The following is a 22,155-nucleotide window of genomic DNA, read 5'->3' on the forward strand; positions in this document are numbered from 1 at the left end:
TCTGGCTACACCAGCAGCACCGCAGCCCCGGAGATACGGCCGGCACTGAGATCGGCCAGCGCCCGATCGGCTTGCCCGAGTGGATATTTCGGCGTCGTTACCTCGATGCGATGGCGCGCCGCGAAGGCGAGAAACTCCCGCGCGTCGGCCCGGGTGTTCGACGCGACCGAACGAATCTGGCGCTCCTGGAACAGGTGACGCTGATAGTTCAAGGGCGGGATATCCGACAGATGAATCCCGGCGATCGCCAAGGTGCCACCGCGGTCCAGCGCTTCGCAGGCGGGCAGCACCAGTTCGCCAACCGGGGCGAACAGGATTGCGGCATCCAGTGGTGCCGGCGGTGGATCCGCAGCCCCCTGAGCCGACGCGGCGCCAAGCTCGAGTGCGAGCTCGCGCGCCCGCTCGCCGCGGGTCATCACGTGTACTTCGGCGCCCTGCGCCAACGCGACCTGTGCGGTGATGTGCGCGCTACCGCCGAAACCGTAGATGCCCAGCCGGCCACCCGGCGGCAGCTCGGCGCGCAGCAGCGAGCGGTATCCGATGATGCCGGCGCACAACAGCGGGGCGAGTTCGCTGTCGGTGTAGCCGTCCGGCAGTTGATGCGCGAAAGCCGCTGGAACAGTGGCGAATTCAGCGTAACCGCCGTTGGTATCCCAGCCGGTGTAGCGGGACTGTGGACACAGGTTCTCGTCGCCGCGCCGGCAGTATGTGCACACACCGCAGGTGGCGCGCAGCCAGGCGATGCCCACCCGATCGCCTACCCGGAAGCCGGCATCGGCGTTGACCTCTGAGCCGACCTCGACGACCTCCCCCACGACTTCGTGGCCGGGGGTGACGTGCTCGCGGTGCACCGGGAGGTCGCCCTCGGTGACGTGCAAGTCGGTGCGGCAAACGCCGCAGGCGCGCACGGCCACCAGCAACTCCGCGGGTGCGGGCCGCGGCACGTCGTCAGTGACTCGCTCCAGCGGGTCGGTATCCATCGGGCCGGGCCGGCGCACCCGCCACGCATTCATCGTGGTGGTCGCCGCTGAAGCCATCACCCAATCATGCCGCTATTGGCATGACCGCAAAGGCGTTGTGCCTACAACGTCTTGGTGCGCGAGGTGGCGAACTTGAAGATCAACAACAGGATCACCGCCCCGACCAGTGCGCCGAGGAACGAGTGCTCGATCGGTGGGGTGATGGTGAACTGATGCGGTGGGAAGACGACGCTGCCCAGGGTGCCGCCGACATACGAGCCGACGATGCCGAGCAGCACGGTTGCGACCCAGCCCATCGGTTGCTTGCCCGGCACCAGGAGACGGGCAACCAGGCCGACGATGAGGCCCAAGACAATTAGCCAGATGATGTGCATAACCACGATCGGCTCCTTCGAGTATTGACCGCTGGAGGGACCTGGAAGGTATACCCGAAAGAGGTCGGGTCAACCGCATCGCCGATTCGCGACTTGCCTTGGCGGGGCGGCGCTTAGCGGGGCTTTCGCACCTTGCCGACGATCCAGAGCAGGATCACCGACCCCAGCAGCGCGGTGAAGAAGGTAAACCATTTGCGGCCACGTTCCACGTCGAAGTCCAGCCAGGTGAGCAGCATCCCGCCGATGAAGCCACCGATGACGCCGACGACGATGTTCAGCAAGATGCCGACGCCGCCGCCTTTGACGATCTTGCCCGCGATCCAGCCGGCGATTCCGCCAATGACGAGGTAGGCGAGCCAACTCACCGCAGTCGGCGGTGAAAGGGCCAGGTACTCGGAAGCTGCCAGGACGGCCATGTTTGTCGATCAGGCGGTAAACGACGTCCGCTGCGGCAACGGGCTCGGCGTAGGGGTGACCTCGCCGGCGGGTGCCTGGCCCGGTGCCGGAGCCGGCGCGGGCGGCGGTGCGGCCGGCGCGGTGAACGGCAGGATCGACTCGGCCAGTGCTTTGGCCCCGACCTTGTCTACCGGGTTGTTGCCGGTCCCGAGCCACACCACAAACCAGCGCTGGGGTGGTCCACCGGCACTGGCCGCATTGGGCGCGCTGACAACCCCTGTCCAGATCTGCCCGTTCGGCTTGCTCGGGTCGCTGAATTTCACCTCGTAGAACGACGCGCTTCCGGTGATTCCGTTGGCGCCGGTGAGCGGAGTGGATTCCTGGTTGATCCGGGTGCCCGGATACGGCATGAAGAACTCACCCATGTCCGAGCCTAGCCGGACCGCCGCCTTGCCGTCGTTGGCTTCGGCACTGGCGTAAAGCTTTTGGTCCAGTCGCCCCATCACGATGCGCGTGTCGTTCGCGACCGGTGCCGGCTGATTGGGCGCCGGCGGCGGGCCGGTCATCTTGCTGAGCAGCGCCGAGCCGTAGTCGAGGTGGGACGCGTCCGATTCGGCCCAGCCGCCGGGAAGCAGATAGGTGAACCCGCCGACGGCGTTGGGGATGCGGGCAGCGTTCGGATCCACGGGTGGGGGCGCGTTCGGGTCGACTGGCGGCGGTACCGGCGCGTTGGGGTCGACCGGTGGGGGCGGCGGCACGGGCGCGTTCGGGTCGCCCACTGCGGGCTGCCCAGCAGGCGCCGGGGCACCCGCCGCGGGAGGCGCCGTCGTCGGTGCCGGAGCGGCGGCCGGGGCGGGCGCGGTCGTCGTTGCCGGAACCGGAGTCGGCACTTCGGGGTCGGCCTTCGCGGGGGCCGGCAACGCGAAGGTGACGGCACTGGCAGTGGTCACCGTGGCGATCGCCAGCGTCGCCCACAGACCTTTGCGACGTGTCGAGTTTGAGTCCACCTGATCCATGGCGACGAACCTACCGTGTTAGCGCGGCGACGCAAGGATGCCTTGCTGAGGGTTTTCCCGATGTTGCCGGAGCGCAACCTTTGCCAAGTCTGTGCAGTTCATCGCGGGTGGGTGCGTCGCGGCCCCGCCGGATACAACGTCACTTCCAGAGCTTTGACGGAAAACCAGACCTGGTCCCCCGGTATCAGCTGCAGTTCGGCGGCAGCGTCGACGGTGATCTCGGCGGCTAGCCCGGGAGCCCCACCGGGCTGCTCCTGGCCACGCACCATGACCGCGGGCCCGCGGATGTCCAGCTCCGCCAGGGTGACTTCGACGCTGTTGCGAGGACTGCCGTGCGGCTGTTCGCGATAGACCGCGACCGCCGTCGGCGGGAATACCGCGATCGCGTCCTGCCCGTTGGTCAGCTCGGCGCCCAGCTGCTGGGCCGCGGTCCCGTACCAATGCTCGCCGGAGCGGGCCAGCAGCGCGCCGCCCGGCCCGATGGTCCCGTTGATCAGGTTGACGCCCGCGATGCGGGCCCCGAAATGGCTGCGCGGCGCGGTCAACACCTCGGGCACCGGCCCGACTTCGGCGATCTTCCCGGACTCGAGCACCAACGCCCGATCGGCCAGGGTGAACACGTCAAGCAGGTCGTGGGTTATCAGGATGACCGCGCAGCCGCTGCGCGCGACCACGCTGCGCAGTACCGCGCGGATGGCCGCGGCCGCACCGACGTCCAGGCCGGTCAGCGGCTCGTCGAGCAGCAGCACCTCGGGCTCGGCGGCCAGCGCCCGCGCGATCGCCACCCGCTGCGCCTGACCGCCGGACAGTTGCCGCGGTTTCCGGTCGGCAAACTGCTCGGCATCCACTTCGCGCAGCCAGCGCAGCGCCGTCTGCTTGTCCTTCGCGCGCGCGGATCGAAAGACGCCGCGGCGGCTGTGCGGTCCGAACGCCACATTGGCCGCGACACTCAGGTGCGGGAACAACAACGGGTCCTGAAGTAGCAGCCCCACCCGGCGGTCGTGCGTCGCCACGTGCACCCCGGCTGTGGTGTCGGTCAACACCCGATCCCCCAGCCGCACCACGCCCGCATCGGGGTGAATCAGCCCGGCGATGACATGCAGTGCGGTCGATTTACCCGCGCCGTTGGGTCCGAGCACCGCGAGCACCTCGCCGGCGGACACCGAGAACTCGACATCCAACTGGCGGTCTGCCACGACCGCGCGGAGCCCTAACTCGCTCACTTCCCCACTACCTCGCGTCTGTTCCGGTCAACCGTCGAGCGCCCAAGCCGAGCACCACCAGCGCAGCCACCGCGACAAGCAGAATCGACAGCGCCACAGCGGCATTGGCGTCGGTCACCCGCTGCAGATAGATCTCCAGCGGCAGGGTGCGGGTGACGCCTTCCCGCGAACCCGCGAAGGTCAGCGTCGCGCCGAACTCCCCCAATGACCGGGCGAACGCCAGCACCGCGCCGGACGTCAACCCCGGCAGCAGCAGCGGCAGTGTGACCCGCCACCACACCGTGCTGGGCCGCGCGCCGAGCGTGGACGCGACCACCTCGAAATCGGATCCCGCGGTGCGAGCCGCGCCCTCGAGGGAGATCACCAGAAACGGCAACGAGACGAAGGTCTGCGCCAGCACCACGGCGGTCGTGCTGAAGGCGATGCTGATCCCGGCGGCCTCCAGGTACTGCCCGATCAATCCGAGCCGGCCGAACGCGTAGAGCAGCGCGATCCCGCCCACCACCGGCGGCAGCACCAGCGGCAGCAGGATCAGCGGCCGCAGCAGCCGGACCAGCGGTGCGGTGCTGCGGGCCAGCACCAGCGCCATCGGCACGCCCAGCAGCACGCATAGCACGGTGCTGGCGGTCGCGGTCTTCACGCTCAGCAGCAATGCCCTTTGCGACGATGAGCTGGTGATCAGCGACCAGAAATTCGGCCAATCGACCTTGATCGCGATCGCCAGTAGTGGCAACACCACGAAAGTGGCCCCCACGGCGGCAGGGACAAACACCCATCGGGGCAGATTCGTGGGCTGATGCACGAGGTCAGGGCTTTGCGAAGCCCGCTTGAGCCAGGGTTTTCTGACCCGCGTCCGACGTCACCAGGGTGACGAACTTTTGCGCTGTCGTCGCCTGCGGTGCCTTCTTCAACACCCCGATGGGATAGACGTTGACCGCACCGGAGGCCTCGGGGAAGTTGACGGTCGCCACCTTGTCTTTGGCATTTTTCGCGTCCGTGACGTAGACCAGTGCGGCATCGGCTTGTCCGGTGGTGACCTTGTTGAGGACATCGCTCACGCTGGGTTCCTCACTGACCGGGTTGAGATGCACTCCGGTGCTGTTTTCAATGCGCTGGGTCGCGGCTCCGCAAGGCACCGGCTGCTGGCAGGTCACCACGCTGATTCCCGGCTTGGCCAGGTCGGCGAAGGAACCGATCTTCTTCGGGTTGCCCGCCGCGGTCACGATGACCAATGTGTTGGCGGCGAAGTTGGCCGGATTCCCGGCCAGCAACCCGGCCTTGACGACGATGTCCATCTGCGCGGTGTCCGCCGACGCGAAGACGTCGGCGGTCGCACCCTGGGTCAGCTGGGTGGCGAGTTCGGAGGAACCCGCGAACTCGAATTCCACACCGCTACCGGGGTTGTCGGTCTTGAACTGCTGACTGATCTGGGTAAACGCGGGCTTGAGCGAAGCCGCGGCGAAGACGACGATCGAGCCGGCGGCCGGCGGCGTTTGGCCCGGTGACGACGATGGGGCTTTCGGGCCGCAGGCCACCAATCCCGCGATGAGCATCGTCGATACCAACCCGGCCAGGATCCCGATCCGACGCATGGTCAGACCCTAGCTTGCGAATGGTTAGGCAGTGATGGCCAAAGAGTTATCGAAATTTGTCCGCGCGTCGCGGCGTCCTTAGTTTCCCCTTAGAGCTACTGTCCAGTAACATCGACCTAGATCGACGCCATAACACGCTGAGATCCCGGGCATCGCTCCTGCCGTGTGCAGGGTCTGGGTTCAACGTTGAACACGAGGAGGTCATGGCAGTGGAGGTGCTGGTCACCGGCGGCGACACGGATCTGGGGCGGACAGTAGCCGAGGGCTTCCGCGATGACGGTCACAAGGTGACCCTCGTGGGTGCACGGCGCAGCGATCTCGAGGTCGCCGCCAAAGAGCTGGATGTCGACGCGATCGTCTGCGACACCACCGACGCGGCCAGCCTCGAAGAGGCCCGTGGGTTGTTCCCCCATCACCTCGACACCATTGTCAACGTGCCGGCCCCCAGCTGGGATGCCGGCGACCCCCGCACTTACTCAATGGCTGACACTGCCAACGCCTGGCGCAACACCCTTGACGCGACCGTGCTGTCAGCGGTGCTGACGGTGCAAGCAGTCGGTGACCACATACGCTCCGGTGGGTCCATCATCAGCGTCGTGCCGGAAAACCCGCCCGCCGCCAGCGTCGAGGCCGCGATCAAAGCGACACTGTCGGGCTGGATTGTTGGGCAGGCCGGCGTTTTCGGCACCCGCGGCATCACCGTGAACGCCGTGGCAAGCGGCCGCAGCACCCAGGCCGGATACGAAGGTCTTTCGCGCACATCGCCTTCCGTAGCCGACGAGGTTGCCCGGTTGGCGTTGTTCCTCTCCACTCCGGCGGCCCGCCACATCACCGGCCAGACGCTGCACGTCAGCCACGGCGCGCTCGCGCGTTTCGCCTAGAGCGTATTTCGTTTCATTTCCATAGCCGCTCGCTACGGTAGGAGCCGTGGCTATTCGGCTTGGTCTGCAGATTGCGAGCTTCTCCTACGGCACCGGGGTGGACGAACTCTTCCCAGCGGTGATCGCTCAGGCGCGCGAGGCCGAAGCGGCGGGCTACGACTCGCTGTACCTGATGGACCACTTCTACCAATTGCCGTCGTTGGGGTCGCCTGACCAGCCAATGCTGGAGGCCTACACCGCCCTGGGTGCGCTGGCCACCGCTACCGAACGGATTCAGCTGGGGACCCTGGTCACCGGAAACACGTACCGGAACCCTGCACTGCTGGCCAAAATCCTCACCACGCTGGATGTGGTCAGCGCTGGCCGGGCGATTCTGGGCATCGGCGCCGGCTGGTTTGAGCTCGAGCACCAGCAGCTCGGTTTCGAGTACGGCACTTTCAGCGAGCGGTTCGACCGGCTCGACGAGGCGCTGCAAATCATCCTTCCGATGCTCAAGGGTGAGCGCCCCACGTTCTCGGGAAAGTGGTACAACACCGAATCCGCACTAGCCAACCCGCGCTACCGGGACAGCATCCCGGTCATGATCGGCGGCGGTGGCGAGAAGAAGACCTTCGCGATCGCGGCGCGCCACGCCGACCACCTCAACATCATCGCGGGCCTCGACGAACTGCCCGGCAAGTTGAAGGCGCTGGCTGACAGGTGTGACGAGGCGGGCCGCGACCGTTCGACACTCGAGACCACCGCGTATCTGACGATCATCTTCAGCGAGGACATCAAGGTGGACCACATTCCCAACGCGCCAGGGTTTCTGGTGGTGGGCAACCCGGAGAGCGTCGCCGAGCAGATCAGGACTAAGGTGATCGACACCGGCATCGACGGTGTGATCATTAGCCTCGCCGGGCATGGGTATACCCCAGGTGTCATCACGACTGCCGCCGAGGCGCTGCGACCACTGCTCGGTATGTAACCGGGGTCGCATTCGGCGCCGAACATGACGCGAATCACGTCGGCGTGACCAGGGCCGACGGGATGATGTGGTTGATTGCACAGGCTTACGACCTGGGTATCGCGGCAGCGCGTTGACTACCGTAGCAGCTAACTGAATCCGTACGACATGAAGCCCCACCAGGAGCATCCAGAGTAATGAGCCCTCAGCAGGAAGCCACAGCTGAACCGAAGCGACGGCACCGAGTTGTCATCATCGGGTCAGGATTCGGCGGGCTCAATGCGGCAAAGAAACTCAAACGGGCCGACGTCGACATCAAGTTGATCGCCCGCACCACGCATCACTTGTTTCAGCCGTTGCTCTACCAAGTCGCCACCGGAATCATCTCCGAGGGTGAGATCGCTCCCCCGACCCGGGTTGTCCTGCGCAATCAACGCAACGTACAGGTGCTGCTCGGCAACGTCACCCACATCGACCTGGCCAATCAGTGCGTCGTCTCGGAGTTGCTGGGCCACAGCTACGACACTCCCTACGACAGCCTGATCGTCGCCGCCGGCGCCGGCCAGTCGTACTTCGGGAACGACCACTTCGCCGAATTCGCGCCCGGTATGAAGTCGATCGACGACGCGCTCGAGCTGCGCGGCCGCATTCTGAGTGCCTTCGAGCAGGCCGAGCGGTCGAGTGATCCCGAGCGCCGTAAGAAGCTGCTGACCTTCACCGTCGTCGGGGCCGGCCCCACCGGCGTCGAAATGGCCGGGCAGATTGCAGAATTGGCGGAATACACCTTGAAAGGCGCTTTCCGCCACATCGATTCGACCAAGGCGCGGGTGATTCTGCTCGACGCCGCGCCGGCGGTGTTGCCGCCGATGGGCGAAAAGCTCGGTGAGCGAGCAAAAACACGGCTGGAGAAGATGGGCGTCGAGATCCAACTGGGCGCCATGGTCACCGACGTGGACCGCAACGGCATTACGGTCAAGGATTCCGACGGCACCATCCGGCGCATCGAATCCGCTTGCAAGGTCTGGTCCGCCGGTGTGCAGGCCAGCCGATTGGGTCGTGACATCGCCGAACAGTCGCCCGCCGAACTCGATCGGGCCGGGCGGGTCAAGGTGCTGCCCGACCTGTCGGTACCCGGATACCCCAACGTGTTCGTTGTCGGTGACATGGCCGCGGTCGACGGAGTGCCAGGAGTCGCGCAGGGCGCGATTCAGGGCGCCAAGTACGTCGCCGGCGCGATTAAGGCAGAGCTCGACGGGGCCGACCCCACGCAGCGCGAGCCGTTCCAATACTTCGACAAGGGCTCGATGGCCACGGTGTCGCGATTCTCGGCGGTGGCCAAGATTGGACCGCTGGAATTCAGCGGCTTTATCGCCTGGCTGATGTGGTTGGTCCTGCACCTGGTGTATCTGATCGGGTTCAAGACCAAGATCACCACGCTGCTTTCGTGGACGGTGACGTTCCTGAGCACACGGCGTGGTCAGCTGACGATCACCGATCAGCAGGCTTTTGCCCGGACACGGCTCGAACAGCTGGCCGAAATGGCTGCCGAAGCCCGCGAGTCAGAGACCGCCCGAGCCGCCAGTTAGCCGACCAGCCGGTCGGCCTGCCACGTGCTGAGCGTCCCGCCGCCCGCCAACTCGAGTACGGTGGAGGCGTCGGGCATGTCAGTGAATTCTGTTGCTGGGTAGCGTAATTCGCTGATCGTTGCGCGTGGGGCCGCAATGCTGTCGTCGGCGACCGACCCGGCGCCCAATTCCATCCGGTGCCGCAACAGCGGGTGATCGTCCCGGTCGGCTCGCAGCGATCCAGACCAGAAGCCTTCGCGCTCGTTGCATCGGCCGATCTGCACACGCTCGCGGAAGCGGATGCGGCCGTCGTCGCGCAGGACCAACGTCGCCGCCGACACATGTCGGGCATCGGCGGCCACCACGGTCGGTTCGAGATCGAGGTCGAGAGTTCCGCTCACTTGGATGTCCCTACACGCATGCGACGTAGGGGTTTCCGCGCCGGGCAGGGCCAGGGTGGCGGCCGCGCTGCGCAGCTTCAACACGCCACCGGTTTCGACGATGACCCGGATGGTGATGGTGTCCCCGCCCAACGGGGTGGCGGCCGCCGACACCAGATGCACGGTGTCGGGCCCGGTGCAGCGGGCCTGGATACCGCCGCTGCACTGGATGCGCGGCAAGCGATCGCTGGATGCGATCAGTAAAACCTCAGAGTGCATCGGCGGCGAGCTGCGAGTGCACCCACGCCAGCACTTCGGTGGCGGCCGGATCCCTGGTCAGGGACTGCAGTACCGTGGGGCGGCCATCACGCACCGTGTCGGCATCGCGCGCCATCACATCCAGGTCGGCACCCACCAGCGGGGCCAGGTCAGTCTTGTTGACGACCAACAGATCCGAGTAGGTCACACCTGGGCCGCCTTTGCGCGGCACCTTGTCGCCGCCGGCCACGTCGATGACGAAAATCTGGACGTCCACCAAGCCGGACGAGAATGTCGCGGTGAGGTTGTCGCCACCGGACTCGACCAAGATCAGGTCCAGCGCTTCGTGGGCGGCGATCAAGTCGTCGATCGCGTCGAGGTTCGCGGTGATGTCATCGCGAATCGCGGTGTGCGGACAGCCACCGGTCTGCACGGCCGCGATCCGATCGATCGGCAGTACCGCGTGCTTGCGCAGGAAGTCGGCGTCCTCGGTGGTGTAGATGTCGTTGGTCAGCACCGCCACCGAAAGCTCGTCGCGCAACTGGCGGCACAGCGCGGCGACCAGCGCGGTCTTTCCGGAGCCGACCGGACCGCCGACGCCGATGCGCAGCGGCTCCCCCGGCTGGCGGACGCGCTTTGGCCGATCGAGCTGTGGATGCGGATGGCTGTGGGAATGTGTTGGCATGTCGTGTCTTTCAGAAGGCAATTAGAGTCGCTCGCGTTCGGCATGGTGTTATGCCAGCGTATAGGCCAAAAGATGGCTCGTTTTGTTCAGGTAGGCATACATCGGCGGTCATTCCCAGGAAAGTCACAGCCGTCTGACGGCTAGCGAAAGCGTAAGCCCGAGGCAAAGCAGGTAGCTTGAATCGCGGCGCGCCGAGACGGCCGCCCGGACGAGTTCGCCGTACCCGGAGAGCGACAAGACGGTGACAGCGGGATGCCTAGCGCGCCGGTCAACCGAATACCATCGTTGAACTCTTCTTTCGTTTGATCCTGGTCGTCGGGGCATCCTCCACCGTGAGTTGGTACTCGACGAGAGGAAAACGATGATCAATCCGTTCGCCGGCCACGCCGATATTCCTAATCGTGAAGGTGCCTGGGCACAGCAGGCCGAAGCCGAGCTGTCGACCCGGCGCCACAAGGAAGAGATCGAGCGCTGCCTTTCCCATGGGCTGGAAGCGGCCCCCACCATCAACGACCGCACGCTGTCTACTTTTTCCCGCGGCGAGCTGCCGCATTTCGCCGGGGAACGCGGAACATTTCTGAAGTGCCCGTTCCTGGAGGACGTGCACGACGTGGGGGACGCCGAGGTGGCCGTCTTCGGCGCGCCGCTGGACGCGGGGACCACCTACCGACCGGGTACTCGGTTCGGGCCGATGGGAATCCGTCGCTCCACTAACCTGTTTGGCACCTATTGCTATGAGCTTGGTGTCGACCTCCGAGAGCAGCTCAACATCGTCGACATCGGCGACGTAGTCACCATTCCCGCCAACATCGAGAAGTCGTTCGACCAGATCAGCACGGCGATGTCGCATGTGGTCTCCCAGGGTGTGTTCCCGGTGATCCTGGGTGGCGATCACTCCATTGGCTTCCCGACGGTGCGCGGTCTGGCTCCGCACATGGACGGCAACGTCGGCATCATCCACTTCGACCGCCACGTCGATACGCAGGAAACCGACCTGGACGAGCGGATGCACACCACGCCGTGGTTCCACGCCACCAACATCAAGAACGCACCGGCCACCAACCTGGTACAGATCGGCATCGGCGGATGGCAGGCGCCGCGCGCGGGCGTCCAGGTGGGCCGGCAGCGTGGCAGCACCGTCATCACCGTCGGGGATGTCGAGCGCGTCGGGATTGAGAAGATCGCCGAAACCGCCTTGGAAATCGCGTGGAAAGACGCCAAGGCGGTCTATCTGTCGTTCGACATTGACGTGATCGACGCCGGATTCGTGCCTGGCACCGGTTGGCCCGAGCCGGGCGGTTTGCTGCCGCGCGAAGCGCTCAACCTGATTCGGCTGATCTCCGAACCCGGGCTCAACGGCATCGAGGTGGTGGAGTGCTCGCCGCCCTACGACTGGGCGGAGCAGACCGCGCTGCTGAGCAGCCGGGGCATCCTGGATAGCTTGGCCGTCATGGTGCGGGCGGGCAAACTCGGCAAAAAACCGGCCGCGCTGAAGCGCCAGGCGTGGGGACCCTACGCCGACTAGTGATCCCCTCGATTGCGTATGAAGATCCGCTGCCGGATCAACGATGGCCGCAGCTTTGTGGGTGCGAGGAGGTGCGCGCCCATTTGCGTTCACCTCCCGGCAATCGGCTGAGCTATGAGCAATGAATATGCTGCCGACCGGAATCATGGTGACTGAATTGCCTGTTTTCGCCTAACCCGGCTACTTCGGGCCCGTGGTTCCAGAGGCTTCGGGATAAGCGCCAGTGAGTGAATAACTCAGTGGCTGTTTAGCAAACTATTAAAATAGGCGTTCGGGCTGTGCAAATTCTCCGCGGTGTGCTCCGTCCCGGTCGAACGGGCGCGTTGCTCCCGGCCAAAGCGAGAGCTTAATAGCCATTAAGCCACCGATGACACGCCGCCAGCGGGTCGCAACACCGATCAGCCAGCGGCGGGTGTCTTAGCTAGAAAATGCCTCTCAGCTAATTGCCAGTCGTTAACCATAGTAATTACAGATATATCGGTGAATATTCCTATTTGTGCGACATTGTCGACGTCAGAGCGCGGTTCTATCCGCGCGCGCGTCGACGTTCCTGGGGAGGTATCGCACCATTCGTGAGCGATTCATCGTGCACGAACCTGAGCATCAAGCCATCGCCCTATTCGGATCGGGTGCGTTTGATTTGGCGCCTGGACGGCTTATTACGGGGGTCAGCTAGTGGATTATGCGGCGCTCCCGCCCGAGTTCAACTCCGGGCGGATGTATGCGGGCGCGGGGGTCGGGCCTTTGGTGGCGGCCGAGGCGGCTTGGGATGCGTTGGCGGCGGAGCTGAGCTCAGCGGCAGCGTCATATCGGGCGGTGATGTCGGAGCTCACCGGTGGGCCGTGGGTGGGTCCTTCGTCGGGGGTGATGGTCGCGGCGGTGGCTCCATATGTGTCGTGGATGAATACCACTGCGGCGCAGGCCGAGCAGACCGCCGGCCAGCTCGGGTTGGCGGTGGCCGCCTATGAAACGGCGTTTGCCGCCACGGTGCCACCGCCGGTGATCGAGGTCAATCGGGCGTTGCTGGCATCGCTGGTGTCCACCAACACTCTGGGGCAGAACACTTCGGCGATCGCGGCCACCGAGGCGCAGTACTCCGAGATGTGGGCCCAGGATGCCGAGGCGATGTACGGCTATGCCGGCGCCTCGTCGGCGGCAACGAGGTTGACGCCGTTCACCTCTGCGCCGCAGACCACCAATTCATCCGGGACGCAGCTGCAAGCAGCCGCCGTCAACCAAGCCGCGGCGTCCTCGGCCGGGCCGAGTACCCAATCGGCACTGGCGAATGTGCCGAACGCGCTACAGAGTCTTTCGACCGGGTCGATTGCCACCCCAGCGGACCTCGATCCGGGGCTGGGCAGCCTGCTCGATGCCCCCAGCGGCGGCCCCACCGGTCTCAACCTGTTCACCCAAAACGTCGGGAACTGGGCCCTTGTCATCAGTGGGCCGTTGTTCACTGCTTCGGGCATCACGCCGCTGATGGGGAGTTTGTACACCCTCGCGCTGCCGGCGACGGCCGCGGCGGCGGCCAGCGATGTGACTCCGGCGGACGCCGGCCTGGGCACTCTGGTCGATTCGCACGGCGCGGGAGCGAGCACCGTATCGGCGGGCCTGGGCAAGTCGGCGACGGTCGGCCAGTTGTCCGTGCCGCAATCCTGGGGTACCTCCCCCGCTGTCCGGCTGGCCGCCAGCGCATCGCCGCTGCCGACCGCCGGACTAGGCGGCTTGCCGCAGGCCGAGATGGCCGGGCCCGGAGGGTTTTTCGGAGGCATTCCCCCGATCGGCAGTCTGGTCAACGCCCCCAGGGGTGAGCAGCCGCGTGCTCGCAGCGGCCCGGATCAGAAGGTCGTCCCGACAATGCCCGGCGAGTCCGGCGCTGCCGAGCAGGCTTCGGGCCAGGCCGCTCGGCCGCAACCGGCTCGCCGCCATGTCGCCAGTGCCCTGACCGAAGCCGAACGCGACGAACTCGAGAAGCTGCGCAAGGACATCGCTGAAGCGGCGACCGAGCGTGACGCGGCAGCCCGCCTGATCAAGGAGGCGATGCTGTGACCGCACCGATGGACTTTGCGGGGATGCCCCCCGAGGTCACCTCCGCGCGGATGTACGCGGGTGCCGGGGCAGCGTCATTGGTGACTGCCGCGGCGGCCTGGGAGAAATTGGCCTCCGAATTGAGCTCGACGGCAGCGTCCTACCGGGCGGTGGTATCCGAACTGACGGGTCAGCCCTGGGTGGGTCCTTCGTCGGGGGCGATGGCCGCCGCGGTGGCTCCGTACGTGTCGTGGATGAATACCACTGCGGCACAAGCACAGCAGACCGCCGGCCAGCTGGAGTCCGCGGTGGCCGCTTACGAGGCGGCGTTTGCCGCCACGGTGCCACCGCCGGTGATCGAGGTCAATCGGGCGTTGTTGGCATCGCTGGTGTCCACCAACACTTTGGGGCAGAACACTTCGGCGATCGCGGCCACCGAGGCGCAGTACTCCGAGATGTGGGCCCAGGATGCCGAGGCGATGTACGGCTATGCCGGCGCCTCGTCGGCGGCGACGAGGTTGACGGCATTCGACTCTGCGCCGCAGACCACCGATTCGAGCGGATCGACGAACCAGAACAATACGGTCGCCAGGGCCGCGATGTCAGGGACCAATCAGGGCGTCCAATCAACCCTCTCCCAGGTACCCAACCTGCTGCAGTCCGTCGGATCGGGATCGCCTTCCACCACGCCTTCCACGACGTCCGCAGCGTCTTCGGGGGGTTCGCTGTTGGACTTGTTCAACAATTTCAGCGCAAACACCATCGGCTACCAAATCCTCTCCGAGGGTTTGAACTTCGACGCGTCCGGCGCCTTGCTGACCCTGGCGCCGCCGGTGGCCACGGCCTGGAATCCGTTAGTCAGTTCGTTGTCGGCGCCGGCGACTGCGGCGTCATCGGTGTCGGGTTCTGGTTCAACCCTGGCGAACTCGTATGGAGCATCGGCCGGCCTGGGCAACGGCGGGGTGTCGGCCGGCTTAGCCGAGGCGTCTTCGGTGGGCCAATTATCGGTACCACAGTCGTGGGGCAGCTCCCCCGCGATCCGGTTGGCCGCCGCCCAATTTCCCACCGCTGGGCTGGCCGCGCCGCCGCAGACCGGGCCGATCGGGCCGGGTTTCTACGGTGGCATGCCGCCGATGGGGCCGGTGGCCAGTGTGGTCAATGCACCGCGAGGCGACCAGGGCCGACTCCGGGCCGGCGCGCGCCACAAGGTGATTCCGGCCGCGGAATCGGGCATGCACTCCGACCCCGCGGCCCGGTGGGTCGAGCCGACGGCGCCCGCGGACGGCGACGGCGCGGTCAGCGAACGCGACGAACTCATCGCGCTGCGCAGGGCGATGGCCGATGTCACCAGACAGCGCGATGTCCTCAAGCGCACGGCAGCGACCTTGATTAAGGAGGCAACACAGAAGTAGTGACGGCCGTCATTTGATCACTGATCGAGTGACGGAACTTCAAGTGCACACCTCGTTTTGACGCATCGACGATTGGAACTCAGCACAGATGTTCTTCACAAAACCGGTCACACGGGCTGCGGGACGTTGGGAAAGCGACATGGCTGTCGACTCGGAACCCATTGGAGTCCAGGAGGATATAGAGTCCGCAATGTCATTGCCGGATGCTGCCAACGGGGCGACGCTCGACGACGAGGACCAGGCGCAGCTCAAGGCCCTTGGCTTCCAGTCCGACTTCAAGCGAGACATGAGCCCCTGGGCGAACTTCTCGCTGGGCTTCACTTACCTGTCACCGGTCGTCGGCATCTACACGGTGTTCGCGTTCGCCTTGTCCGCGGCGGGCCCGCCGATGATTTGGAGTCTGCTGATCGCTGGCGTCGGGCAGCTGTTGGTCGCATTGGTGTTCAGCGAAGTGGTGGCACAGTTCCCGGTGGCCGGTGGCGTCTATCCCTGGGCGCGACGGTTGTGGGGACGCAAATGGGCGTGGATGACCGGCTGGGTATACATGTTCACACTGTTGGCTCTGCTGGCCGACGCGGCCTACGGTGCGGGCCCGTATGTGGCTGACGTGTTCGGCTTCAGGCCGTCCCAACACGCCACGGTTCTGTGTGCGCTGGTCATGTTGGCGATTGCCACAGCCATCAATTTGACTGGCACCAAGATGCTGGGCTACTTCGCCATCTTCGGTTTTAGCGCCGAGCTGATCGGCGCTCTGGCAGTGGGTATCTGGCTGCTGTGCACCCAACGTCACCACAACCTTGGGGTGCTTTTCCACAGCTTCGGCGCCGAAGGCAACCACAGCTACACCTACGCCTTCCTGGCCGCCAGCCTGATCGCCCTTTACCAGTTTTTTGGTTTCGAGGCTTGTGGCGACGTCGCCGAGGAGGTCCGTAATCCCGGCGTGCAAATCCCGAGGGCGATGCGCCGTACTATCTACATCGGCGGCTCGGCAGCCACTTTCGTCTGCCTGAGCCTGATCCTGTCGGTCACCGATTTCGGCGCGGTGATCAGTGGCAAAGACGCCGATCCGATCGACACCATTCTGAAAACGGCGTTCGGCGGCGTCGGCTCCAAGGTCGTCCTCTGTATCGTGTTGATCTCGTTCGTGTCGTGTGCGTTGAGCCTGCAGGCCGCCGCCAGCCGGCTGATCTACTCCTACGGTCGTGACGACATGATCGTCGGATCGAAGCTGCTGGCACGCTTCGACCACAAACGCCACGTGCCGCCTTTCTCGTTGCTGATCGCGGTCATCATCCCGGCGTTCCTGATCGTCGGCTCGCTTATCTCCACCGACGCGCTGACCAAGCTCGTCAGCTTCGGTTCGGTCGGCGTTTACATCGCGTTCCAGATGGTGGTGCTGGCCGCCCTGCGCGCCAGGATCAAGGGGTGGGTGCCGAGCGGCAAGTACCGGCTTGGAAGGTGGGGAGTGCCCGTCAATATCGGCGCGCTGATCTACGGCGTCGCGGCGATCGTCAATCTGTGCTGGCCGCGGGACTCCCACCAGCCCTGGTACGACGACTACATCATTCTGTTGATGTCGGTGACCGTTATCGGTTTTGGAATTCTGTACCTCATCTTCACGGGAGCTCACGCCAAGAGCGAAGCGCCGCACGCCGACGCCATTCCGAAGCGGTGACGCCGCTATGAGAAGAGTGGCGTCACAACATATCTCATGATGAAAACAGCGGTCGATCGCGCTGGGCGTGGCGCTGGGCCAACGTATCGAGCAACGGGTCCGACAAGTCGGCCAGTTCGACGGATGCTTGCGCCGCAGTGCGCTCGCACAAATCTGCGAGCCGAAACGTCAGCGCCGCCACGTCGGCCGGGTCCAGCGCGAGCAGGCGCTGAGCCGCGGTCGCTGAGCCCGTCATCGTGGTGTACACGATCGCAAGCGCGCTTTGCTCGGGAGTCAGGCCGCTGACGGTGCCGACCCGCCCGGCCACGACAGCAAGATGCGGCTGGGAACCCAGATCGTCCCAGCAGGCATTCGGCCAGACCCGTCGTGCCAGCCTCGCCAACCCACGCCCCTGGCTGCGCGATGCGTGCCGCGCCGCCGGTGCCGGTGTTCGGGCATCGGTCTCTTGATCAGCCCGCTCGGGGTCGAGTTCACCGCGGTGAACCGCCGCCGTGACCGACGCCGTGACCAAGCCGTGGCTGCGAATTCTGCGGCGCAAGAACGCTTCTAACGTTTCCAGATTCGTCACCAGGCCGCTGGCGACGGCTTCCTCCACGCCGCCGGAATGCACGTGGGCGCCGGCCGGCAGTCGTGAATCGGCCAGGTTGAGCAGCGTCGCCAATGCAGACATATGTCTCAGAACAGGAAATAGCGTTGCGCCATGGGCAGTTCGGTTGCTGGCTGCTCTTCCCAGACCTCGCCGTCGATACGCACTGTGAAGGTGTCCGGGTCCACCTCGATGTCGGGCAGCGCGTCGTTGAGCGGTAACGACTCTTTGCCGACGCCGGTGGTATTCCGCACAGCGACCAATTGCCGGTTGACCGCTAGCTTTTCGGCCAGGCCTGCCTCGAGCGCCTGCGGCGAAACGAAATGCACCGAAGTGGCCGCGGCCGCTGCGGGCGCAGCGCCGAACATCGGACGCGGCAGCACCGGCTGAGGTGTCGGGATCGACGCGTTCGCGTCGCCCATCGCCGCCCAGGCGATCATGCCGCCCTTGAGCACCGCGTGCGGGCGGACCCCGAAGAACTCCGGCTCCCACAGCACCAGGTCGGCCAGTTTGCCCACCTCCACCGAGCCGATCTCACCGTCGAGTCCGTGGGCGATGGCCGGGCAGACCGTGTATTTGGCGACATAGCGCCGCACCCGCATGTTGTCGGCACCCCGAGCACCGGAGACGTCGCCGGGCAGCGCTCCGCGCCGGTGCTTCATTACGTGTGCGGTCTGCCAGGTACGCAGCACCACTTCGCCGATGCGGCCCATTGCCTGGGAGTCGCTTCCGATCATCGAGATCGCGCCGATGTCGTGCAGCAGATCTTCGGCCGCCATGGTCGACGGCCGAATCCGGCTCTCGGCGAAGGCCAAATCCTCGGGCACCTGAGGGTTGAGGTGATGGCAGACCATCAGCATGTCCAGATGCTCATCGAGGGTGTTCACCGTGTGCGGGCGGGTCGGATTGGTGGAACTGGGCAGCACATTCGGCTGCCCGGCAACCCGGATGATGTCGGGAGCGTGGCCGCCGCCGGCGCCCTCGGTGTGATAGGTGTGGATCGAGCGTCCCGCGATTGCGGCCAGCGTGTCTTCGACGAAGCCCATCTCGTTGAGCGTGTCGGTATGCAACGCCACCTGTACTCCCGCGGCGTCGGCGACGGTTAGGCAGGCGTCGATCGCCGCCGGGGTGGAACCCCAGTCCTCATGCAGCTTGAAACCCGAAGCGCCACCGCGCAATTGCTCCCAAAGGGCGTCGCTGTTGACGGTGTTCCCCTTGCCCAGCAGCCCGAAGTTGACCGGCCAGCCGTCGAGCGCCTCGAGCATCCGGGCCAGGTGCCACGAACCGGGGGTCACGGTGGTGGCTTTGCTGCCCTCTGCGGGGCCGGTCCCGCCGCCCAGGATCGTCGTGACCCCGGATCCGAGCGCCTCGGCCATGAGCTGCGGGCAGATCAGATGCACATGGCAGTCGACCGCACCCGCGGTGACGATCTTGCCGTTGCCACCGATGACTTCGGTGCCGGGCCCGACCACCAGGTCCGGGTGCACACCCGTCATGGTGGCGGGGTTGCCGGCCTTGCCGATCGCGATGATCCGCCCATCGCGAATGCCAATGTCGGCCTTGATGATTCCCCAATGATCGATTACCACCGCGCCGGTGATCACTGTGTCGGGTGCGCCCTCGGCGCGGGAAGCACGACCCTGGCCCATCGACTCGCGCAGCACCTTGCCGCCGCCGAACACCGCTTCGTTGCCGGCCAGTCCCGGTCCCCCGCTGCGGTCTTCGGTGATCTCGACCAGTAAGTTGGTGTCCGCCAGCCTGATTCGATCGCCGGTGGTTGGGCCGTAGAGTTGGGCGTATCGCTCCCGAGACAGGTATGCCATCAGATGCCCAGCCGTCCAGGTGGATTCAGGCTAAGGCCGTACACCTCGCGGCTACCGCACAATGGCACTAGCTGAACATGTTGGGGCACACCGGGTTCGAAGCGAATTGCGGTGGCAGCGGGTACATCTAGCCGGTAGCCGTGAGCCGCGGCGCGATCGAACGATAGCGCCGAGTTGGCTTGTGGAAGGTGGACATGGCTACCCACCTGAACCGGGCGGTCGCCGGTGTTGACGATCAGCATGTCGAGGCGTTGAGCCCTCGCGTTGATCTCAATATCTCCGCTGCCGTAGAGGATCTCGCCGGGAATCATGCGATCGGGTGGTGCACGGTGACCAGCTTCGTGCCGTCCGGGAAGGTCGCTTCGACCTGCAGGTCGGCCAGCATTTCCGGCACTCCGGCCATCACGTCGTCGCGACCGAGCACGTCGCAGCCGCTGGCCATCAATTCGGCAACGGTGTGGCCGTCGCGCGCGCCTTCAAGGATGTGGTCACTGATGATCGCGATCGCCTCGGGATGGTTCAATCGCAAGCCGCGGGCACGGCGACGGCGAGCCAATTCGGCGGCATAGGACAACAGCAGTCGCTCCTGCTCGTGCGGCGTCAGGCGCATGGTCTGTGATCCTGCCACCCCGGCCTGGGGGAATCCTGTGCCTGCTACTCAGCCCTGGGGCTCGAGATTCTGTAGCCGCACTTGCCCTCGGGCGATGACCTTCTCCTTGTCATCGGTGATCGTGACCAACCACAACTGCTGGCGCCGGCCGCGGTGAAGTGGCTCGGAGGCGCCGAATGCCGTCCCGGAGCGAATCGAACGCAGGAAGTCTGTGTTGTTGTTCACACCGACAACCTCGCCGCCACCGTGCGCGGAAAGCTAGATATAGGCCGACACGCTGGCCATGCTCTCGATCATCGAGCAGTAGACGCCGCCGTGTACCAGGCCCATCGGCTGTAGCAATTTGGGCGTGACTTCGAGCTGGGCGCGGACGCCATCGGGGCTGAGTTCGGTGAATTGCAGGCCCAGCTGGTCATCGAATGGTGCGTTGAAACCGAGCGGGATCACTGCATCTGGAGACGTTGACACCCTCTGTTGTCTACACCATCGCGCAAGCTGGTGATCACGGTCGGCCGCAAATGGCCATAAAGAACAGGCGAGCCCCGTGCACTAAGGCACGGGGCTCGCCGATCGAGTAGACCGGGGGTCACAGCAGCCCTCTGGACACTCCGGCGGTCTGTTGCGCTCGACCTCCATGAGTATGGCAAGGCTGCCCTAACTTTGCAAGGGGTAGTCTGTGATCACGTCGACCGGGCGCATGCGCACCGATTGTCGGACACCGAATCGGCCGGCGGTATATACGACCGCCGGTAGTAAGCCGGAGTACGCTTATTTCGACTCTCAGGAGATGAACGAACTATGGCCAAGCTGACACGGCTGGGGGACCTGGAACGCGCAGTGATGGACCACTTGTGGTCCACCCAAGAACCGCAGACCGTCCGCCAGGTGCACGAGGCCTTGTCGGCGCGCCGCGACCTCGCTTATACGACCGTGATGACCGTGCTGCAGCGGCTGGCCAAGAAGAATTTGGTGTCCCAGATCCGCGATGACCGTGCCCACCGCTATGCACCTGTGCACGGCCGTGACGAACTGGTCGCCGGGTTGATGGTCGACGCGCTGTCCCAGGCTGAGGACTCCGGGGGCAGACAAGCCGCGTTGGTGCACTTTGTCGAGCGTGTCGGTGCTGACGAGGCCGAGGCGCTGCGGCGCGCGCTGGCTGAACTGGAAGCGAATCAACGTAATACGCCATCCGCTGGCATTTCACCGGAGGGCTGAGGGACACTAGCTATGTGTCCGCGCTGGCTTTTACCTTCCTCGCGGTACTGCTGATTGGCCCCGCGCCGGCTGTATTGGCGCGAGCGTCCTGGCCACTGCGTGCCCCGCGTGCGGCGATGGTGCTGTGGCAAGCCATCGCCGTGGCCGCTGTGCTGTCGGCATTCAGCGCAGGTATTGCGATCGCCACTCGGATTTTGATGCCCGGCCCCGATGGGCGGCCCACGGCTAGCGTCGGCGGTGCGGCCGGGCGGCTTGGTTGGCCGCTGTGGACGGCTTACATCGCCGCGTTCACGCTGACCGTGTTGGTGGGTGTGCGACTGGTGGTCGCAGTCCTGCGGGTGGTCATCGCCAACCGGCGCCGGCGGGCTCACCACCGAATGGTGGTCGATCTTGTCGGGGTCGGACACGACGCCGTCCTTGCTCAGCCTTGCGCCCGCGGCAGGGACCTGCGCGTTTTGGAGGTGGCGGAGCCGCTCGCCTACTGCCTGCCCGGAGTCCGCAGTCGCGTGGTCGTCAGCGAGGGAACGCTGACCCAGCTCACCAACGACGAAGTCTCGGCGATCCTCACCCATGAGCGGGCCCATCTGCGCGCCCGCCACGACCTGGTCCTGGAAGCTTTCACCGCGGTGCACGCCGCCTTCCCGCGCCTCGTCCGCAGCTCCAATGCATTGGGCGCGGTGCAACTGCTGGTCGAGCTGCTCGCTGACGACGCGGCGGTGCGCACCGCCGGACGCACTCCCCTGGCCCGGGCGCTGGTCGCCTGTGCCGCCGGGCGGGCCCCATCGGGTGCGCTGGCCGCGGGCGGTGCCAGCACGGTGGTCCGGGTCCGGCGGCTGGCCGGACGGGGCAACAGCATGATGCTTTCCACGGCCGCCTACCTGACCGCGGCGGCTGTTTTGGTGGTGCCAACGGTAGCGCTGGCGGTGCCGTGGCTCACCGAGCTCAAGCGGCTGTTCAACCTCTGACGCAGCCCACCGCGAATCTC

At 65.6% G+C, this 22,155-nt stretch carries 22 protein-coding genes, 1 pseudogene and 1 riboswitch; of the genes and pseudogenes, 9 read left to right on the forward strand and 14 right to left on the reverse strand.

What is annotated here, in order from left to right; all coding sequences use genetic code 11:
- Positions 1 to 5 precede the first annotated feature (5 nt).
- From H7K34_RS04285 to modA, 7 genes are all read right to left on the reverse strand, one after another.
- Positions 6 to 1,037, reverse strand: coding sequence for a zinc-binding alcohol dehydrogenase family protein (locus tag H7K34_RS04285; RefSeq protein ID WP_276059187.1), 1,032 nt, complete (start codon positions 1,035 to 1,037; stop codon positions 6 to 8).
- Positions 1,038 to 1,081: 44 nt separating this feature from the next.
- Positions 1,082 to 1,360 carry a GlsB/YeaQ/YmgE family stress response membrane protein gene (locus H7K34_RS04290; protein ID WP_264060292.1) on the reverse strand — a complete coding sequence of 93 codons (279 nt, stop codon included), beginning with the start codon at positions 1,358 to 1,360 and terminating at the stop codon, positions 1,082 to 1,084.
- A gap of 107 nt (positions 1,361 to 1,467) precedes the next feature.
- Complete coding sequence (locus H7K34_RS04295; protein WP_264060294.1) at positions 1,468 to 1,770, reverse strand: GlsB/YeaQ/YmgE family stress response membrane protein; 303 nt, start codon at positions 1,768 to 1,770, stop codon at positions 1,468 to 1,470.
- Between the two features lie 9 nt (positions 1,771 to 1,779).
- Complete coding sequence (locus H7K34_RS04300) at positions 1,780 to 2,766, reverse strand: alanine and proline-rich secreted protein Apa (protein ID WP_264060296.1); 987 nt, start codon at positions 2,764 to 2,766, stop codon at positions 1,780 to 1,782.
- 98 nt (positions 2,767 to 2,864) lie between these two features.
- The gene (locus H7K34_RS04305; protein ID WP_264060297.1) at positions 2,865 to 3,989 is read right to left on the reverse strand and encodes a sulfate/molybdate ABC transporter ATP-binding protein; all 1,125 of its coding nucleotides are present in this window, start codon (positions 3,987 to 3,989) and stop codon (positions 2,865 to 2,867) included.
- A 7-nt stretch (positions 3,990 to 3,996) separates the two neighbouring features.
- Positions 3,997 to 4,791, reverse strand: coding sequence for an ABC transporter permease (locus H7K34_RS04310; RefSeq protein ID WP_264060302.1), 795 nt, complete (start codon positions 4,789 to 4,791; stop codon positions 3,997 to 3,999).
- Positions 4,792 to 4,795: 4 nt separating this feature from the next.
- Positions 4,796 to 5,581 (reverse strand): molybdate ABC transporter substrate-binding protein, encoded by a 786-nt coding sequence (gene modA / locus H7K34_RS04315; RefSeq protein WP_264060309.1) that lies wholly within the window; start codon positions 5,579 to 5,581, stop codon positions 4,796 to 4,798.
- A gap of 203 nt (positions 5,582 to 5,784) precedes the next feature.
- Here modA and H7K34_RS04320 point away from each other — a divergent pair, with 203 nt between their 5' ends.
- The 3 genes from H7K34_RS04320 to H7K34_RS04330 all read left to right on the forward strand — a co-directional run bounded on the left by H7K34_RS04320 (position 5,785) and on the right by H7K34_RS04330 (position 8,994).
- Positions 5,785 to 6,462: an SDR family oxidoreductase gene (locus tag H7K34_RS04320; protein WP_264060312.1), complete on the forward strand. Its 678-nt coding sequence runs from the start codon at positions 5,785 to 5,787 to the stop codon at positions 6,460 to 6,462.
- A gap of 46 nt (positions 6,463 to 6,508) precedes the next feature.
- Positions 6,509 to 7,429 (forward strand): LLM class F420-dependent oxidoreductase, encoded by a 921-nt coding sequence (locus H7K34_RS04325; RefSeq protein ID WP_264060314.1) that lies wholly within the window; start codon positions 6,509 to 6,511, stop codon positions 7,427 to 7,429.
- Positions 7,430 to 7,605: 176 nt separating this feature from the next.
- Complete coding sequence (locus H7K34_RS04330) at positions 7,606 to 8,994, forward strand: NAD(P)/FAD-dependent oxidoreductase (protein WP_264060316.1); 1,389 nt, start codon at positions 7,606 to 7,608, stop codon at positions 8,992 to 8,994.
- Here the strand turns inward: H7K34_RS04330 and H7K34_RS04335 are convergent.
- Together H7K34_RS04335 and ureG are read right to left on the reverse strand one after the other, a co-directional pair.
- Complete coding sequence (locus H7K34_RS04335; protein ID WP_264060318.1) at positions 8,991 to 9,632, reverse strand: urease accessory protein UreD; 642 nt, start codon at positions 9,630 to 9,632, stop codon at positions 8,991 to 8,993. The two genes, H7K34_RS04330 and H7K34_RS04335, sit on opposite strands and share 4 nt — an antisense overlap.
- A complete protein-coding gene (gene ureG / locus H7K34_RS04340) occupies positions 9,622 to 10,296 on the reverse strand; it encodes an urease accessory protein UreG (RefSeq protein WP_264060320.1) in 675 nt (224 codons plus the stop codon). The genes H7K34_RS04335 and ureG overlap by 11 nt, the downstream gene beginning before the upstream one ends.
- Positions 10,297 to 10,481: 185 nt before the next feature.
- A riboswitch (guanidine-III (ykkC-III) riboswitch) is annotated at positions 10,482 to 10,544 on the forward strand.
- 113 nt (positions 10,545 to 10,657) lie between these two features.
- Here ureG and H7K34_RS04345 point away from each other — a divergent pair.
- The 4 genes from H7K34_RS04345 to H7K34_RS04365 all read left to right on the forward strand — a co-directional run bounded on the left by H7K34_RS04345 (position 10,658) and on the right by H7K34_RS04365 (position 16,936).
- Positions 10,658 to 11,821 (forward strand): agmatinase family protein, encoded by a 1,164-nt coding sequence (locus H7K34_RS04345; protein ID WP_264060322.1) that lies wholly within the window; start codon positions 10,658 to 10,660, stop codon positions 11,819 to 11,821.
- A 675-nt stretch (positions 11,822 to 12,496) separates the two neighbouring features.
- On the forward strand, positions 12,497 to 13,870 hold the full coding sequence (locus H7K34_RS26610) for a PPE family protein (RefSeq protein WP_308205432.1): 1,374 nt from the start codon (positions 12,497 to 12,499) through the stop codon (positions 13,868 to 13,870).
- Positions 13,867 to 15,261: a PPE family protein gene (locus H7K34_RS04360; RefSeq protein WP_264060323.1), complete on the forward strand. Its 1,395-nt coding sequence runs from the start codon at positions 13,867 to 13,869 to the stop codon at positions 15,259 to 15,261. The genes H7K34_RS26610 and H7K34_RS04360 overlap by 4 nt, the downstream gene beginning before the upstream one ends.
- Before the next feature lie 190 nt (positions 15,262 to 15,451).
- Positions 15,452 to 16,936, forward strand: coding sequence for an APC family permease (locus H7K34_RS04365; RefSeq protein ID WP_264060325.1), 1,485 nt, complete (start codon positions 15,452 to 15,454; stop codon positions 16,934 to 16,936).
- A gap of 34 nt (positions 16,937 to 16,970) precedes the next feature.
- On the opposite strand, the gene H7K34_RS04370 is transcribed toward H7K34_RS04365, so the two are convergent.
- The 5 genes and pseudogenes from H7K34_RS04370 to H7K34_RS04390 all read right to left on the reverse strand — a co-directional run bounded on the left by H7K34_RS04370 (position 16,971) and on the right by H7K34_RS04390 (position 20,423).
- Complete coding sequence (locus H7K34_RS04370; RefSeq protein ID WP_264060330.1) at positions 16,971 to 17,606, reverse strand: urease accessory protein UreF; 636 nt, start codon at positions 17,604 to 17,606, stop codon at positions 16,971 to 16,973.
- 5 nt (positions 17,607 to 17,611) lie between these two features.
- Positions 17,612 to 19,345 carry an urease subunit alpha gene (locus H7K34_RS04375; protein ID WP_264060333.1) on the reverse strand — a complete coding sequence of 578 codons (1,734 nt, stop codon included), beginning with the start codon at positions 19,343 to 19,345 and terminating at the stop codon, positions 17,612 to 17,614.
- Entirely contained in the window at positions 19,345 to 19,656 is a 312-nt protein-coding gene (locus tag H7K34_RS04380; RefSeq protein ID WP_264060346.1) for an urease subunit beta, read from the reverse strand. Before H7K34_RS04380 ends, H7K34_RS04375 begins: the two co-directional genes overlap by 1 nt.
- The gene (locus tag H7K34_RS04385) at positions 19,653 to 19,955 is read right to left on the reverse strand and encodes an urease subunit gamma (protein ID WP_264060350.1); all 303 of its coding nucleotides are present in this window, start codon (positions 19,953 to 19,955) and stop codon (positions 19,653 to 19,655) included. Before H7K34_RS04385 ends, H7K34_RS04380 begins: the two co-directional genes overlap by 4 nt.
- A 48-nt stretch (positions 19,956 to 20,003) precedes the next feature.
- Positions 20,004 to 20,423 (reverse strand): annotated as a pseudogene (locus H7K34_RS04390) (PaaI family thioesterase).
- A gap of 330 nt (positions 20,424 to 20,753) precedes the next feature.
- Here H7K34_RS04390 and H7K34_RS04395 point away from each other — a divergent pair.
- Together H7K34_RS04395 and H7K34_RS04400 are read left to right on the forward strand one after the other, a co-directional pair.
- Positions 20,754 to 21,170 (forward strand): BlaI/MecI/CopY family transcriptional regulator, encoded by a 417-nt coding sequence (locus H7K34_RS04395; RefSeq protein WP_264060356.1) that lies wholly within the window; start codon positions 20,754 to 20,756, stop codon positions 21,168 to 21,170.
- A gap of 14 nt (positions 21,171 to 21,184) precedes the next feature.
- Positions 21,185 to 22,135 carry a M56 family metallopeptidase gene (locus H7K34_RS04400; protein ID WP_264060357.1) on the forward strand — a complete coding sequence of 317 codons (951 nt, stop codon included), beginning with the start codon at positions 21,185 to 21,187 and terminating at the stop codon, positions 22,133 to 22,135.
- Positions 22,136 to 22,155 lie beyond the last annotated feature (20 nt).

The sequence above is a fragment of the Mycobacterium montefiorense genome, assembly GCF_025823255.1.
GTDB classification, from domain to species: Bacteria; Actinomycetota; Actinomycetes; order Mycobacteriales; family Mycobacteriaceae; genus Mycobacterium; species Mycobacterium montefiorense.

What these genes read in the sequence shown, in the direction of transcription:
- H7K34_RS04285 (WP_276059187.1), bottom strand. Translation starts at nt 1,037, where the DNA reads ATGGCTTCAGCGGCGACCACCACGATGAATGCGTGGCGGGTGCGCCGG.
- H7K34_RS04295 (WP_264060294.1), bottom strand. Translation starts at nt 1,770, where the DNA reads ATGGCCGTCCTGGCAGCTTCCGAGTACCTGGCCCTTTCACCGCCGACT.
- H7K34_RS04300 (WP_264060296.1), bottom strand. Translation starts at nt 2,766, where the DNA reads ATGGATCAGGTGGACTCAAACTCGACACGTCGCAAAGGTCTGTGGGCG.
- modA (WP_264060309.1), bottom strand. Translation starts at nt 5,581, where the DNA reads ATGCGTCGGATCGGGATCCTGGCCGGGTTGGTATCGACGATGCTCATC.
- H7K34_RS04320 (WP_264060312.1), top strand. Translation starts at nt 5,785, where the DNA reads ATGGCAGTGGAGGTGCTGGTCACCGGCGGCGACACGGATCTGGGGCGG.
- H7K34_RS04330 (WP_264060316.1), top strand. Translation starts at nt 7,606, where the DNA reads ATGAGCCCTCAGCAGGAAGCCACAGCTGAACCGAAGCGACGGCACCGA.
- H7K34_RS04335 (WP_264060318.1), bottom strand. Translation starts at nt 9,632, where the DNA reads ATGCACTCTGAGGTTTTACTGATCGCATCCAGCGATCGCTTGCCGCGC.
- ureG (WP_264060320.1), bottom strand. Translation starts at nt 10,296, where the DNA reads ATGCCAACACATTCCCACAGCCATCCGCATCCACAGCTCGATCGGCCA.
- H7K34_RS04345 (WP_264060322.1), top strand. Translation starts at nt 10,658, where the DNA reads ATGATCAATCCGTTCGCCGGCCACGCCGATATTCCTAATCGTGAAGGT.
- H7K34_RS04365 (WP_264060325.1), top strand. Translation starts at nt 15,452, where the DNA reads ATGTCATTGCCGGATGCTGCCAACGGGGCGACGCTCGACGACGAGGAC.
- H7K34_RS04370 (WP_264060330.1), bottom strand. Translation starts at nt 17,606, where the DNA reads ATGTCTGCATTGGCGACGCTGCTCAACCTGGCCGATTCACGACTGCCG.
- H7K34_RS04375 (WP_264060333.1), bottom strand. Translation starts at nt 19,345, where the DNA reads ATGGCATACCTGTCTCGGGAGCGATACGCCCAACTCTACGGCCCAACC.
- H7K34_RS04380 (WP_264060346.1), bottom strand. Translation starts at nt 19,656, where the DNA reads ATGATTCCCGGCGAGATCCTCTACGGCAGCGGAGATATTGAGATCAAC.
- H7K34_RS04385 (WP_264060350.1), bottom strand. Translation starts at nt 19,955, where the DNA reads ATGCGCCTGACGCCGCACGAGCAGGAGCGACTGCTGTTGTCCTATGCC.
- H7K34_RS04395 (WP_264060356.1), top strand. Translation starts at nt 20,754, where the DNA reads ATGGCCAAGCTGACACGGCTGGGGGACCTGGAACGCGCAGTGATGGAC.